Origin of the sequence: Micromonospora yangpuensis (assembly GCF_900091615.1) — a bacterium.
GTDB classification, from domain to species: domain Bacteria; phylum Actinomycetota; class Actinomycetes; order Mycobacteriales; family Micromonosporaceae; genus Micromonospora; species Micromonospora yangpuensis.
This window is the reverse complement of record NZ_FMIA01000002.1, coordinates 330,489-344,056: the sequence shown is the minus strand read 5'-3', so window position 1 is coordinate 344,056 and position 13,568 is coordinate 330,489. Positions and strand designations below refer to the sequence as shown.

Below are 13,568 nucleotides of genomic sequence, written 5' to 3'. Positions count from 1 at the left end.
GCCCTCATCATCGAGAGAGCCGCTGAAGAAATGAGAGATTTGTCCGCTTTGCTACCTGAAAGAGGTCCTCACCTGCGGGCTGCGTCCCGTTCCCGCACCGGTCACCTTTCGGCTCCTGACCGGTCACCTGGGGTGGCTACCGTCACCACCTCGACGGAAAGGCGGCGCCAGCGTGTGGCTGAAGGCCCAACCCACGGAGTTGCAGTGGTTCCTCGATGCGGCGACGACGTACTGGGAGAAGCACCTGCCACCCCAGGAGCACCACGAGACGATCGTGGTCGAGGCCTTCCACCAGGACATCCGGGTCACCCTGCGTAACCTGGTCTTCGCCAACGCGATCCGCCGGATCCGACCGGCGCACCTGGTGGTGCTCACCGGGGTCGAGCCGGACTGGCGGCGTACGCTCTGGAGCGGCTTCGACGTCGACCTGGTCAGCCGGGTCGCGCTGGCCTTCGGGGCCGGTGACGTGCTCGACGTGTACGACCTCGTCGAACGCCACCGCAAGGACCCCGCCACCGCGCCGACCGTGGCCGGCCGGCGACTGCCGATGGCCGCGCCGTTGGACGAGACGACCCTGACCGGGTACGCGGACGCGACGTACTGCCGGTTGGCCAAGCTGCCCCGGCTCCCCGCCGACCACGCCACCCGCGCCGACCACCGACGTCGACGGGAACTCGGTGTCGGCCTCTCCACGGTCTACGAGACGCTGTTCCACGCCGGCCCGGTGGCCGCGCTGGTCACCAGTCACGTCGACTACGACCAGTGGGGCCTGGCGGTGGAGTCGGCCCGCCGCGCCCGGGTACCGGTCATCCACACCCAGCAGACCGGCTGCCTGAAGGCGTACGGGCTCTTCCCCGAGCACGACAGCGGCACCGGCACCTTCCGGGCCGAGCTGACCCGGCAGATCGGCGAGGTGTTCGCCGAACGGATCTGGCCCCGCCGCGCCGAGCTGCACTCCGCCGCCGAACTGATCGCCTGGCGGGCCAAGGTCAACCTGGGCCGGCCGAGCTGGTGGCGGGGCGGGGTCACCGCCGCCGTCGACCTGAGCAACCCGACCGAACGGGCCCGGCTGCGCAGCCACGTCGCCGCCCGCTTCGGCTTCGACCCGGCCAGACCGGTCGTCGCGGTCTTCAACCACGCCGTCTCCGACGCGCTCGGCACCAACAAGGAACTCTTTCCCAGCCTGGCCGACTGGTTCGCCGACACCGCCGGGTACGCCGCCCGCCGTACCGACGCGCAGTGGCTCTTCCTGGACCACCCGAGCCAGGCGCTCTACGACTCGACAGGCTTCTTCGCCACCACCGCCGCCGCCCACCGGCGGCACCGGCACCTGGCCTTCCACCCCAGTACGGCGTTGAGCAAGAACGCCCTGTGGAGCCTGGTCGACCTCGGTGTAACTGTGCGCGGCAGCGTCAGCAACGAACTGCCCGCGTACGGCATCCCGGTGATCCAGGCCGGACACTCCGAGTGGAGCGCCTGCGGGATCTCCACGGTCGTCGAGGACGCGGGCGACTACTGGCGGGCCCTGGACGAGGCGATCGCGGCGGCCCAGCGGGGTGAGCTGACCGTCACCGAGGAGCAGGTCCGCCGGGCCCGGCTCTGGCTCTGGCTCTACCGCAGCGGCAGCGACCTGGTCACCCCGCTGGTGCCACAGTGGGACGTCTGGCCCGCCACCCACCTGCTCAAGTCGATGGGCGCCGCGTTCCGGCACATCGAGAGCGACGCCGACCCGCTCTATCCGGCGGTGGAACGGATGTGGCGCAACCGGGAGCCGATGCTGACCCGGATGCCGCTGACCGGCGGCCCGCCGGACAAGCCGGCCGGGACCTCCACGCCGGCCGGGACCGCGCCGCCGGCCGGGACCGCGCCGCCGGCCGGGGTGCCGTTGGTCGGGGTGGAGGCTGTCTCGCCGACCGCGACGATCGAGCCACCCCCGGCGGTGCCGGGGGCCGACCCGGCCCTGCCGACGGGAGCCCGCTGATGCCGGTGGGCACCTGGTTCGGCACCGAGTTCGACGTCCCGCACCCGGTCAGCGAGCTGCCCACCGTGGTATCGGGTGGCCAGCAGGGTGCGCTCTGCGTGGTCGACCAACTGGTCCGGGGCCACCAGATCATCGGCCGGGCGGTGGGTGACCCGGCCACCATCGGGCTCAAGGTACGACCGGTGCGGCGGCCGGTCCGGGTGGCGGTGACCCTGCAACTCGACGACGCCGGCACCCGCTGGTGGGCCAACCGGGTCAAACCCGCCCCGGCCCAGCCGGAACGGCCCCGGTTGGTGGTGCTCAGCTCGCAGGGCCGGGTACGCGGTGCCGCCGTACTGGCCCGCCGGCAGGGTTGGCTGCGGGCCGGGGGCAGCATCCAGACCGTCACCTTCACCCTCGGTGCCGACGAACTGGGCGACGACGACCTGCTCCTGGTCGAGCTGAGCGCGCCCCGCGTCGACCTGCCCGACTGGGCCGCCCACCGCTTCTCCGCCCGCAGCGCGATCGGCCTGCGGATCGACCGGGTACGCCTGGACCCGCTGCCCGACGCTCAGCCGCTACCGCCAGGCGTGCCCGACGCGGAGCCGCTACCGCCAGGCGTGCCCGACGCCGAACCGCTACCGCCGGGTGTGCCCGACGCCGAACCGCTACCGCCCGGCCCGACCGGCACCGGCTGCCCGTTCCTCGTGGTGCCCCCGGACGGCCCGGCCGACCACCGGGTCGGGGTAGGCACCGTACCGCCGGCACCGCCGCTGCCCCGCAACCCCACCCGGTCGTACGCGAAACGCAAGCCGGCGCGGGCGGCGTTGAAGGTGCTGCGTACCGCCCGTCGGGCGGCCGGCCGGGCCAGTGCCGAGGCCACCGGCGACCGGGTACGCGCCGACGACCTCACCATCCACGCCGTCGACCTGGTCGACGGAACACCGGTACCGGTCGAGGTGACCGGCCGACACGGCGAAATCCTGGACCTGCGCCTGCCCGCTGACCGGAACGGCCCGGTGCTGCTCGGGATCACCGAACGCGGCGGATTCCGTCGGGAACGCACCGCCCGCCAGCTCGCCTGCCGATTCGAGGACGGGACCCCGTGACGACACAGCCTGGCCCAATACCAACGCAGCCTGACCCAGAGACGACGGGGTCGGTGTCGCTCGGGGCGGACCCGGTGGCGCTCGGGCCGGACCCGGTGGCGCTCGGGCCGGACCCGGTGACGGCACGGGCGGACCCGGTGGCGCTCGGGTCGGACCCGGAGTTGAACCGGGCGTACCTGCAGAAGCTGCTGGACTCGGCACCGGGCGGGGTGCTCACCCTGCCCGCCGGCCGGTACCCGCTCGCCCACGGCCTGACCGTGCCGACCGGCTGGACCGTCCGCGGCGCGCCGTCCGTACCCGCGCCGCCCAGCGGGTCAAGCGGGTCCGGCCCCGCGCCGCCCAGCGGGTCAAGCGGGTCCGGCCCCGCGCCGCCGTCCGGCGGGCCGGCGACCTGGTTGACCGTCGCTGTGCCGGATGACCGACCGGTGCTGCACGTACTGGGTGGTCGGGTGTCCGTGTTGGACCTGGGGCTGCGGCCCGCGCCCAGTCGGCCCGGTGAGCACGACGGCGACCGGGGCACCGGACTGACCGTGGGACGTTACCTCTATCCGGGTACGCCGCAGTGGCTCAGCGGCGTCGACATTCGGCGGGTGCACGTCGACCACGGCGACAACCGGGCCGCCAACGCGGTGGCGCTGATGGGCGCGGTTCGCGACGTCACCGTCCAGGACGTCACCGTGACCGGTGGGCACACCGGGTTGGCGGTGCACTGGGGCGCGATCGGGGCCAGCGTCGATACGATCGTCGGCCCCTCGTACCACCCGAACCGGCTACGGGTGGCCGGCCTGCGGGTCCGCGACGCGGTCGAGGGCTTCTACCTGAGCGCGGTGCACGACGTCGCGGTCAGCGGGGTCTGCCTGCGCGAGGTGGAGATGGGGTTCCGGCTGCTGGCCGGAGACAACACCGACCGGTACCACCGCGACCCGCAGGCCCGGATCTGCGAGCGGATCGACATCCGGGGCGTCTGCGTCACCTGGACCGGCCCCCGGTACGGGGTGCGCGTCGCCGGCTGGGGGCGCAGCGAGGTCGACGGCCTGGTCAGCCGGCTGGAGTACGTCGACACCACGATCCGCGACACCGTGCTCCGTCGCGCGCCGGGCGGTTCAACGGCCGGTTCCGCCCAGCGTGGCTGGTCACCGCTGCTGGTGGAGCACGCCGACAGTGTGGGGCTGCACAGCATCCAGGTGGAGAGCGCCCCCACTGACACCTGCTGCCCCCTCGCCTGACGGGCCGCCCACGTGGGGGCGCTGTCCAGCGCGTACCGCCGCGCCCGAGGCGTTAACTTCCTGGTTGTGGTGGTCTCGGGCGGGTGGGTGAGGACAACATCCCGGTACTTGCGGGACTTTTGTGACGGTGGTTTCGCGTAACGCCGGGAAGGTGTCACGACCGGCGGCAACTGTGCCCGGGTTCTGCTGCCACGCGACCTGCCCCCGTTAGCCCCAACCCGCTTTGGGGAGATCTGTCGTCACCCTGGCGACGACAGATCTCCCCAAAGACCCCGACGTAGGTGAAGTTCGAGATCACGACAACGATCTTGCTGGCCTCTGCCAAGCGCAGGACGGCGGCGACAGGCTCATAGCTCGGCTTCTTGGTGATGGCGTAGATCAGGGTGTTCGAGTCCAGGTAGACCGACGTCGGGTTGTCAGGACGCGCCACGAACTTCCCTCACGTAATCCACCGGATCCACGCCGCCGGTGAAATCGGGGTCTAGGCCGATCAGGTCCGTGACAGGACCACTCGGAAGGACTTCCAGGGTCCGCATCTTGACACTCACCAACGCATCGTCGATGGCGCGAATGACTCGCCCCGAGACCTCCACCCGCTGACCGAGTGCCGCCCTTACCTAATCTGTCTGCGCCGCCGTGAACGTGACGTCCAGACGACGATTGGTGCGCTCCTGCCACAGGCCTGCCCGCCGCTGCCCGTGCAGGTAGATGGAGTCCAGGGTGCCAATCACGGATCCGATCGACTGTCGGCGAACCTTGAGAGCCGCAGCGAGATTCTCGGCAACCTGACGGGTCACGTTGATGCGCTAAGTGAGTGAACCATGATGTCAGGGTGCCACAACGAGCCAGGCTGCGACAGGATCTTCCGAGGCGACGCCGCACGTCGATCCTCCCCGGCCACGGTAGGGCGTTCCGCGGCCGGGGATTGACCGTGGGCGTGGCTCGCTAGGCGACCTCGGTTGCCGGTGCGGCGGTGGCGTGGACCGACTTGAGGATGGTGATCAGCCGTTCCACGTCGGCGGAGGGGAAGATCGAATCGGGGTTCGGCGCGATGTCGCTGAACGGGGACTCGTAGAGCCGTACCGGCTCCATGACACCGTTGTGCGTCAGGTGGTCGACGATCAACGTGACGAAGCTGATCTGGTTGGCGGTCAGCGTACGGCCGGTCAGGAACTCGCTGAACGCCTCCATCGCCGCCGCCCGGTCGAGCCCGACCAGGGAGCGGACGAAGAGCCCGAGCCCGTCCGACGAGCGGCGGGCCCGGTCGATCTCCTCGGTGCCGCCGCCGCTGGCCACCAGCATCCGTTCCAGCTCGTCGAGATCGGTCGGGGAGAGCTGCTTGTTGCGGCGCAGCTTCTGCAACGCCAGGTGGTTCTCGTGCTCGCGTAGGTACACCCGGGCCTTGGCACGGAACCGTTCGAAGTCGGTGCCGATCCGGATGTCGTTCAGCTCGACTACCGCGATCTCTCCCAGCTCGTCGCTGAAGTCGGTGTAGACGATGGCCCGCTTCGCCAGCGAGATCAACCGCACCAGCCCGCGCAGCCGCCGCCGCATCAGCTCCAGCATCGGCAGGGTCACGTCCCGCCACCACTCGTCCCCGGCCACCTCGTCGAGGAGCTGCTGCTGGTCGCGGACCGCCGGGATGCTGGCCTGCTCCAGCAGCGTCGAGGCGATCTGCTGCACCTGCTGGCGCATCCGCTCGTAGCCGGGCACCACGTCGAACTGGCCGAGCTGGAGGCGCAGCACGATCAGGTCGAACCGCTTGGCCGCCTCGTCGTTGTCCTGCACCGAGGTGGGCAGGCCGGCGAGGTTGCCGCCGATCTCGTCGACCGTGTCCGGGGTCAGCCGGTGCCAGCGGCTGAAGTCAAGGTAGTACTCGACCAGGCGTCGCTTGGGGCGTACGACGAAGTTGTCCAGGTGGGTGCGGATGCCCTCCACCCGGGCGTGCAGGTCGCGGGCCAGCGCCCAGCGCAGGCCGGCTTCGCTCTGGGTCCCGTCGGCGTCGGTCTCCGGCCCGGCGTCGGCGGGCAGTCGCTGGTCGAGACGGTGGATCAGGTCGAGCTGGGCCTTGAACAGCCGCTCGGTGAGCGACTCGGTGAGCTTGCCCTGGGCCTGTTCCGGGTTCTGGTTGAAGTACTCGAAGTTCCGGCAGAAGTCGAAGACCAGGAAGTCCTTCTTGTCCTGCCCCGGCCCGTAGAGATCCTTGCGCAGGCGGGTGCCCCGGCCGATCATCTGGAGGAACTTCGACTTCGACCGGACCGGCTTGCAGAAGACCAGGTTGACGACCTCGGGTACGTCGATGCCGGTGTCCATCATGTCCACCGAGATCGCGATGTGCGGGTCCTTCTCCGGCTGGGCGAAGTCGTCGATGAGGCTCTGCGCGTACTCGGTCTTGTGGGTGATGACCCGGGCGCGCTTGCCGACGTGCGTCGGGTACGCCACGTCGAACCGCTGCTGGATGAAGTCGGCGTGGGCCTGGTTGCGGGCGAAGATGATCGTCTTGCCGATCCGGTCGCCGCCGGCCACCTTGTGCCCGTGAACCATCAACGTCTTCAGGACGTTGTCCACGGTCTCCTTGTTGAACAGCCACTTGTTGACCGCGTCGGTGTCGACGCTGTCCGGCGGGCCGTCGTCACCCCAGTCGAGCGACTCCCATTCCTCCTGCTCCTGCTCGCTGAGGTCGTCGTAGCGGATGCCGTGCCGGTGGAAGTCCGTCGCCACCGAAAAGGCCCGTAGTGGGACGAGGTAGCCCTCGGCCACCGCCTCGTCGAGGTCGTAGTGGTCGGTGGGTACGCCGTCCTCCAGGTGGAACAGGCTGTAGGTGTTGCGGTCGATCTCGTTGCGCGGGGTCGCGGTGAGCCCGACCAGCAGGCCGTCGAACCAGGAGAAGATCGCCCGGTACTTCTGGTACACCGACCGGTGCGCCTCGTCGATGATGACCAGGTCGAAGTAGCCCGGCCCGAAGCGCCGTCCGCCGCTCACGGTCTCGTTGATCAGGCCCATCATGGTCGGGTACGTCGAGACGTACACCCGCCCGTCGTTGTCGCGCTCGGTGACCAGGTTGACCGTGGTCACGCTGGGCAGGTGATTCTTGAACGCGTTGACGGCCTGGGTGACCAGGGCGGTACGGTCGGCGAGGAAGAGCACGTTCTTGACCCAGTTGGCCCGCAGCAGCACGTCGACCAGGGCGATCACGGTCCGGGTCTTGCCCGCGCCGGTGGCCATCACCACGAGCGCCTGCCGCTGCCCGTCCCGCTCGAACGCCTCGCCGATCTTGCGGATCGCCCGGTGCTGGTAGTGCCGCTCGACGATCTCCGACCTGATCGGCACCTCCGCGAGCGGCTGCCGGCTGGCCCGACGCTGGATCAGCAGCGCCAACTCGTCCTTGGTGTAGAAGCCCTGCACCGGGCGGGGCGGGTAGGCGGTGTCGTCCCAGAGCCAGGTGTCGTACCCGTTGGTGTAGAAGACGACCGGGCGCTGCCCGTACCGCTGCTCCAGGCAGTCGGCGTAGAGCTTGGCCTGCTGCTGGCCCACGGTCGCGTCTCGGCGGGCGCGCTTTGCCTCGACCAGCGCGAGCGGCTTGCCGTCGTCACCCCACAGCACGTAGTCGACGAAGCCGGTGCCCGTGGCGTTGGGCATCCCGGTCACCGGAAACTCGCGGTCGTCCGGGCCGTCGAGCCGCCAGCCGGCCTCGGCCAACAGCAGATCGATGAAGAGATCCCGGGTCTGCGCCTCGTCGTAGTCGTGGTCGTCGGGGCGGGCCTCGTTGACGGCCTTCGCGGCGGCGACCTGGGCGCGCAGCCTCGCCAACTCGGCGTCGAGGGTGGCGCTCTTCTCGCGTTCGGCGGCCAGGGCCGCGTCCCGGGCGGCAAGCTTCTCCGCGAGCGCCTTCACCTGGGCCTGGGTCCGCTGCTGCACGTCGGTGGCGTCGGCAGGGGCGATCAACTTCGGGTCGAAGACGACCGCGCTCTCCGGGAAATGTGCCTGGTCGCGGGTGTAGCGCCGGGCGATCCAGTACGTGACGTGGAACAGCTCCCGCAGGACCGGCACCGAGTCCTGCTCGGTCACCGGCCGCCGCTCGTGCACGGCCCGGTTGCCCTTCTTGCGGATGATGTCCATCTTGGCCCGCAGGTCGGGGCCGACCAGCTTGCCCAGGGTCGCCTCGTTGATCTTGCCGGCGAGGTCGTTGCGGTACGGCCGCTTCAGCGTCGCGTCGGCGTCGTACAGCCAGCCGAGCGCCAACTCCAGGGTGCGCCGGGCATAGAAGCACGAGACCCGCGGGTCGGCGACGGCAAGCCGCTCGGCCCGCCGGGCCTCGTCAAACAGGAACGACCACTCGTCGGCCCCCAGGAACGCGAAGTTACTCATCGGACGTCTACCCCCCACAGTGGACAGCCCTACAGCCTCTCACATCAGAGCAACCCCCGAAAGGCCCGATCCTGCAACGACGCGAAGAGCGCGTCCAGCTCTGCGAGTGCGCCTCGGTGGGCCGCGCGAAGATCTTCAACTTCCTGCATCCGACCCGCAAACTCGTTCTGTTGTGCCACGGGAGGCACAGGCAAGCACAGTTTGGAAATCTCCTTTGTATTGATGTTAAATTGTACCGATGAACGCCTCGTTACCCGAAGAAACAGACTTCTGCCACCCGAGCTCCTAAAAAACGCACAGATATATTCCGGATTCGCTCGACGAGCGTCAAAACTGAGCCGCATAAGGTGAGAATCAAACGCCCACTGACCTTGCCCGGGGTGGGCGACCACGGCCTTACCGAGATGCTCCTGGCTTGCGATCGCCCGCGCAAGCAAAACATCGCCGTCTTTCACAACGTGACGATTTAAACCAGACCCCTCAAGGTCGACATACTTTCGGTCCGACAGGTCGATCTTCCAATCCTGGATGTTCGCTACGCGCAGGCACAGCCAAGATCCGCCTAGCGCCGAGGCTGGGATCATCGTGCCGTAGGTAGGCGGTTTATCAAAAAGCGTAGACATTGCCGCAACAGGCCATTCCTTTGGATTTGCGACAGGATCGCCAAATATGTCGAGGAAAATTGACTGGGCGAGATCATCGAGGTGCACGAGGGCTTCACGGCGCTTGATGCGCAACTCGTTCGACCGATCCAGCACCTTTGCAATCCGCCTTTGCTCATCCATAGAAGGCATCGGAATCGCAAGATTGGCAAGATAAGACTCTGGCACCCGCCGTTGTCCGGCACTGCCGGTCATTCGCCTTTCGCCAGCCAATTTAACCGCCGGCCTGCGCAGGAAATGGAGAAGGTAGCGTGCATCCAGTCGCGCACTCTTCGGTCTGATCACATGGAACTCGGTAGACCCAACACCCACCGATCGAGCGAGTCGCGCCTGGGCGATTTTTCCGTTCTCGAAGCAAGGCGTGATCTTGGCGACGAGAACGTCTCCGTCTGCAAAAAGAGTATAGCCTTTACTCACCTCACCGAACGGGCGATCCTGGCCACTATCAGTGGCTCCGGTCACGGCGTCGACCGCCGACATTGGAATGAACGAAATGAGCTCTTCAGCTTCTGGGCGTACAACGAGCCTCGGATTTATCGACGCGACATCGGCCAGCTTGGACAACTCCAACGTAGCCGTCATCCGAGCATCCCCTTCAGATCCGACATGCCCTGCTGGATGTCGGATTCCAGGCGTTCGAGATCGGCCAGGATGTCGAGCGGTGCGCGGTGCTCGACCTCCTCGTGGACGACTTCCTTGTAGCGGTTAAGGCTAAGGTCGTAGTCCTGCTCCACGATGTCGGCCTTGGGGACGCAGAAGCTCTGTTCGGTCCGCGCCCGCTGCAACTCGTCGCCGTCCCGGCGGCACCAGCGCGCCAAGGCGTCCGGCAGGTTGTTCTTCACGTACTCGTCCTCGGCGAGCACCGCTCCCGGTCCCAGCTTCTCGGCTGGCAGGAGCGGCGTGCGCTTGTCGTCCAGGCTCCAACCGTCGGCGGTCACCTCGTAGAACCAGACGTTGTCGGTGCCGCCGCTGTTGGTCTTGGTGAAGAGCAGGATCGCCGTGGAGACGCTCGAGTAGGGCTTGAAGGTGCCGCTGGGCAGCTTCACCACGCCGTCCAGCTTCTGGTCCTCGACCAGCATCCTGCGTAGCTCCTTGTGCGCCTTGCTCGACCCGGACAACACACCGTCCGGCACGATCACGGCCGCCCGCCCGCCAGGCTTCAGCAGCCGGAGGAAGAGCGCCAGGAAGAGCAGCTCGGTCTTCTTGGTCTTGACGATCTGCTGGAGATCCTTGGCGGTACTCTCGTGGTCGAGGCTGCCGGCAAACGGCGGGTTGGCCAGGATCAGCGAGTACTTCTCCGACTCGGTGCTGACGCTCTCGGCCAGCGAGTCACGGTAGCGGATGTCCGGGCTCTCCACGCCGTGCAGCAGCATGTTCATGCTGCCGATCCGCAGCATCGTGGCGTCGAAGTCGAAGCCGTGGAACATCTCCTCGTGGAAGTGCTTCCGCTGCCTCGCGTCGTGCAGCGCGTTCGGGTGCGTGCGGCGGACGTACTCGCCCGCCTCGACCAGGAAGCCGGCGGTGCCGCAGGCTGGGTCGCAGATCTCGTCAGCGGGCGTCGGGGCCATCATCTCGACCATGAGTTGGATGATGTGCCGGGACGTGCGGAACTGTCCATTGTGTCCGGCCGTCGCGATCTTGCCGAGCATGTACTCGTAGAGATCGCCCTTGGTGTCCCGGTCCTCCATCGGGATCTTGTCGAGCATGTCGACCACCCGGTCGAGCAACGCCGGGTTGGAGATGGTGAACCGGGCGTCCCGCATGTGGTGCGAGTACGTCGACCCGTCGCTGCCGAGCGTCTGGAGGTAGGGGAAGACCTGGTGAGCAACGATCTTGAACATCGTCTCCGGGTCCCGGCGCTTGAACGTGGACCAGCGGAGTTCCTGCTGGTCCGGCTTGAACCGCAGGATGACCGGGGCATCCGGGAAGCGCGCCAGCTTCGACAGCTCCCGGGCCTCGATCTCGTCCAGGCGCTTGATGAAGAGCAGGTAGGTGATCTGCTCGATCACCTCCAGCGGGTTCGAGATGCCGCCCGACCAGAAGGCATCCCAGACGCGGTCGATCTTGCTCTTCAGTTCACCGGTTATCACGTGCCTCGTCCCATGGTGTCGCGTCAGGTTGACCCCACAGACTAGCGGCTGTCGCGATCAAGCGGGGGTGGGCTTGCCGGCCATTTAGACAACCCTGCCCGGCGGCACCATCACCAGGGGCCACCGACGCCGACACTCCTGGCCAGGGCTACCAGGTGCGGGTCGGGGGGCTGGTGATCTGGTCAGGATGTCGGCGAGGGCTCCTCGGCCGGCTGGGCGTACCCGTACCTCCGCAGGTGCGAGCCAGTCGGCGCTCATGAGCAGCCGGGACGCGGCGGGGACGGTGGCAAAGGTGTCCCGGTGCTCGTGGTCCTCCGTGCCGACGGGTCCCGCGAGCTGTACGCAGCCGACCGGATCCGGGTGGGTCGCTAACCTACCCCTCACCGACCCCGGCGGGGTTGCGCATTCAGGGATAGCGTGGCAGCCATGCCGAGTAAGGATCCCGAGCAGACCCGTCACCAGGCACCATTCACCCCGGCGGCTTCGGCCAGCGCCCGTAGGTGCGGGTCCGGGGCTGGTGACCGGGTAAGCGCCTCGGCAAGCATCGCCCGCCCGGCTGGTCGTACCCGCAGCTCTGGTGGGGCGAGTTGGCCGGCGGCGAGTAGGGCCCGCGCCGCCCCGGGTGCGTCGCCGGCCGCCAGGTACGCACCGGCCACGTCGAGCAGGTACGCGGCCCGGTGCTCGATCGGCAGCGGTCGTACCGTCAAGGTTTGGTGTAGTTCGATGGCGGTGTGGTGGTCGCCGAGGGTGGCTGCGGCGGTGACCCGGGCCGCGTCGACCGCTGCCCGCTCTGGCCCGTCCGGGTCGGTAAGCGTGCTGGCGTCGTCGAGCAGGTCCCACACTGTCGGCGGGTCGTCGTGGTCGGCGGCGGCGAGGGCGGCCTGGACGAGCAGTGCCGCGCTGGCCGCGCGTTCGGCTGGCGTATCCGAATCGGGGGTGAGTGGGGCGACCTGGTGGGCGGCGGTGATCGTCGTCTCGAAGGCGGCGCGGTGCCGGCCGGCGGCGCGTAGCGCCTGACCCAACGGCAGGGCGGCGACCGCTTCCAGCAGCGGATCGTCGGTGCCGGCGGCCACGGCCAGGCCCCGGTCGGCGGCCAGCCACGCCACCTCCGTCGCGCCGAGTTTCACCGCGAGCTGTGCGGTGAGCCGGTACGCCTGGATGCGCAGCTCGGCGGGGAGCACGCGGCCGTGGGTGTCGTCGAGCAGGTCGGGCAGGAGCCGGAGCAGCGTCGGGTAGTCAGCGTGCTGGTAGACGGCGTCGGCGTGGGCGAGTCGGGTGCGGTACCGGCACGGGTCGGTCGGGGTCTGATCGGCTGTCATCGGTAGCAGGCCGGGGTGGCGGGTGAGCGCGGCCCGGATCGGTTCGACGTCGGCGGTGGTCTCGTCGGCGGGCCGGGGCGGGGTGGCCTCGCCCAGGAGAAGGTCCGGGTCGACGTCGAGCGCGTCGGCCACCTCCCGCAACACCGACCACTTGTCCAGCCGGCGTACCCCACGCTCGACCTTGTCGACCCACGACTTGGACTTACCGAGCCGGTCGGCGAAAACCTGCTGCGACATCTTCCGCCGCTGCCGCCAGTACGCCACCCGCCGACCGACCGGCAGACCGTCGTTCACGACGCCACCGCCGCTCGCGTCGCCCCCACTGCTGGCGTGGCCACTGCTGCTCTCGGTGCCCCCGCTGCTCGCGGGGTCAGGACGGTGAGCTGTGCCCGCCACCACGTCACCTCGTCGCAGGTGACGACCGTGTCGGCGGTGCAGCGCCAGCACGGGTGGCCGGTCTCGTGGGCGGCCACCATCCGCCGTCCCACGACGGCGATGGCCTCGTCGTCGATCGCCTCGTCCACGCTCACCGTCGACCCCGCCGATCCGGCCTGGCCTGAGTGGTGTCGTCGAGCGGGGTCCGCTCGGCCTCGGCCTGGGCCAGGATCCGCTGCCTGGCTGCCTCGTGCTCGGCGGCTTGCTGCTCGGCGGCCTGGATCTCGGCCGCGCCCGGCCGATCAGGCCTGCTACGGGTACGTCTGCTCATCACCATCCCCTTGCGACTGATGTTGTGGTGGGGCGGGTTACCGCTGCCCCTGGCGGTAGCGGTACCAGGCCGCAATCCGGGTACGCGCGAGTCGAACCGCCCGGCACCAGGCGCTGTCCGTGCAGTCC

Annotated in this window: 11 protein-coding genes; 3 read left to right on the top strand and 8 right to left on the bottom strand. The window is 68.9% G+C overall.

Translation table 11 applies throughout. The annotated features are described in order from the left end of the window. The first annotated feature begins 172 nt into the window (after window positions 1–172). From GA0070617_RS01695 to GA0070617_RS01685, 3 genes are read left to right on the top strand one after another with little or no spacing between them, the layout of a single operon-like run. The gene (locus tag GA0070617_RS01695) at window positions 173–1,981 is read left to right on the top strand and encodes a hypothetical protein (protein ID WP_229688536.1); all 1,809 of its coding nucleotides are present in this window, start codon (window positions 173–175) and stop codon (window positions 1,979–1,981) included. Continuing rightward, the gene (locus GA0070617_RS01690; RefSeq protein ID WP_091433016.1) at window positions 1,981–3,069 is read left to right on the top strand and encodes a hypothetical protein; all 1,089 of its coding nucleotides are present in this window, start codon (window positions 1,981–1,983) and stop codon (window positions 3,067–3,069) included. Before GA0070617_RS01695 ends, GA0070617_RS01690 begins: the two co-directional genes overlap by 1 nt. A gap of 53 nt (window positions 3,070–3,122) precedes the next feature. Beyond that, entirely contained in the window at window positions 3,123–4,295 is a 1,173-nt protein-coding gene (locus GA0070617_RS01685) for a hypothetical protein (protein ID WP_229688535.1), read from the top strand. Window positions 4,296–4,449: 154 nt separating this feature from the next. On the opposite strand, the gene GA0070617_RS01680 is transcribed toward GA0070617_RS01685, so the two are convergent. From GA0070617_RS01680 to GA0070617_RS01645, 8 genes are all read right to left on the bottom strand, one after another. After that, on the bottom strand, window positions 4,450–4,725 hold the full coding sequence (locus GA0070617_RS01680; protein ID WP_091433013.1) for a hypothetical protein: 276 nt from the start codon (window positions 4,723–4,725) through the stop codon (window positions 4,450–4,452). A gap of 187 nt (window positions 4,726–4,912) precedes the next feature. Next, on the bottom strand, window positions 4,913–5,092 hold the full coding sequence (locus tag GA0070617_RS29540) for a hypothetical protein (protein ID WP_139135549.1): 180 nt from the start codon (window positions 5,090–5,092) through the stop codon (window positions 4,913–4,915). Window positions 5,093–5,240: 148 nt separating this feature from the next. Continuing rightward, complete coding sequence (locus tag GA0070617_RS01675; protein WP_091433009.1) at window positions 5,241–8,663, bottom strand: DEAD/DEAH box helicase family protein; 3,423 nt, start codon at window positions 8,661–8,663, stop codon at window positions 5,241–5,243. Between the two features lie 44 nt (window positions 8,664–8,707). Further along, window positions 8,708–9,907 (bottom strand): restriction endonuclease subunit S, encoded by a 1,200-nt coding sequence (locus GA0070617_RS01670; protein ID WP_091433007.1) that lies wholly within the window; start codon window positions 9,905–9,907, stop codon window positions 8,708–8,710. After that, window positions 9,904–11,415 carry a type I restriction-modification system subunit M gene (locus GA0070617_RS01665; RefSeq protein WP_091433003.1) on the bottom strand — a complete coding sequence of 504 codons (1,512 nt, stop codon included), beginning with the start codon at window positions 11,413–11,415 and terminating at the stop codon, window positions 9,904–9,906. Before GA0070617_RS01665 ends, GA0070617_RS01670 begins: the two co-directional genes overlap by 4 nt. Window positions 11,416–11,870: 455 nt before the next feature. Further along, on the bottom strand, window positions 11,871–13,028 hold the full coding sequence (locus GA0070617_RS01655; protein ID WP_091433000.1) for a helix-turn-helix domain-containing protein: 1,158 nt from the start codon (window positions 13,026–13,028) through the stop codon (window positions 11,871–11,873). Then, on the bottom strand, window positions 13,025–13,264 hold the full coding sequence (locus GA0070617_RS01650) for a hypothetical protein (protein WP_091432997.1): 240 nt from the start codon (window positions 13,262–13,264) through the stop codon (window positions 13,025–13,027). The genes GA0070617_RS01655 and GA0070617_RS01650 overlap by 4 nt, the downstream gene beginning before the upstream one ends. Then, on the bottom strand, window positions 13,261–13,440 hold the full coding sequence (locus tag GA0070617_RS01645; protein WP_091445735.1) for a hypothetical protein: 180 nt from the start codon (window positions 13,438–13,440) through the stop codon (window positions 13,261–13,263). The genes GA0070617_RS01650 and GA0070617_RS01645 overlap by 4 nt, the downstream gene beginning before the upstream one ends. Window positions 13,441–13,568: the final 128 nt, after the last annotated feature.

Bases quoted from the DNA above. Each gene is read 5' to 3' on its own strand.
- GA0070617_RS01675 (WP_091433009.1), bottom strand. From the start codon at position 8,663: ATGAGTAACTTCGCGTTCCTGGGGGCCGACGAGTGGTCGTTCCTGTTT.
- GA0070617_RS01690 (WP_091433016.1), top strand. From the start codon at position 1,981: ATGCCGGTGGGCACCTGGTTCGGCACCGAGTTCGACGTCCCGCACCCG.
- GA0070617_RS01670 (WP_091433007.1), bottom strand. From the start codon at position 9,907: ATGACGGCTACGTTGGAGTTGTCCAAGCTGGCCGATGTCGCGTCGATA.
- GA0070617_RS01645 (WP_091445735.1), bottom strand. From the start codon at position 13,440: ATGAGCAGACGTACCCGTAGCAGGCCTGATCGGCCGGGCGCGGCCGAG.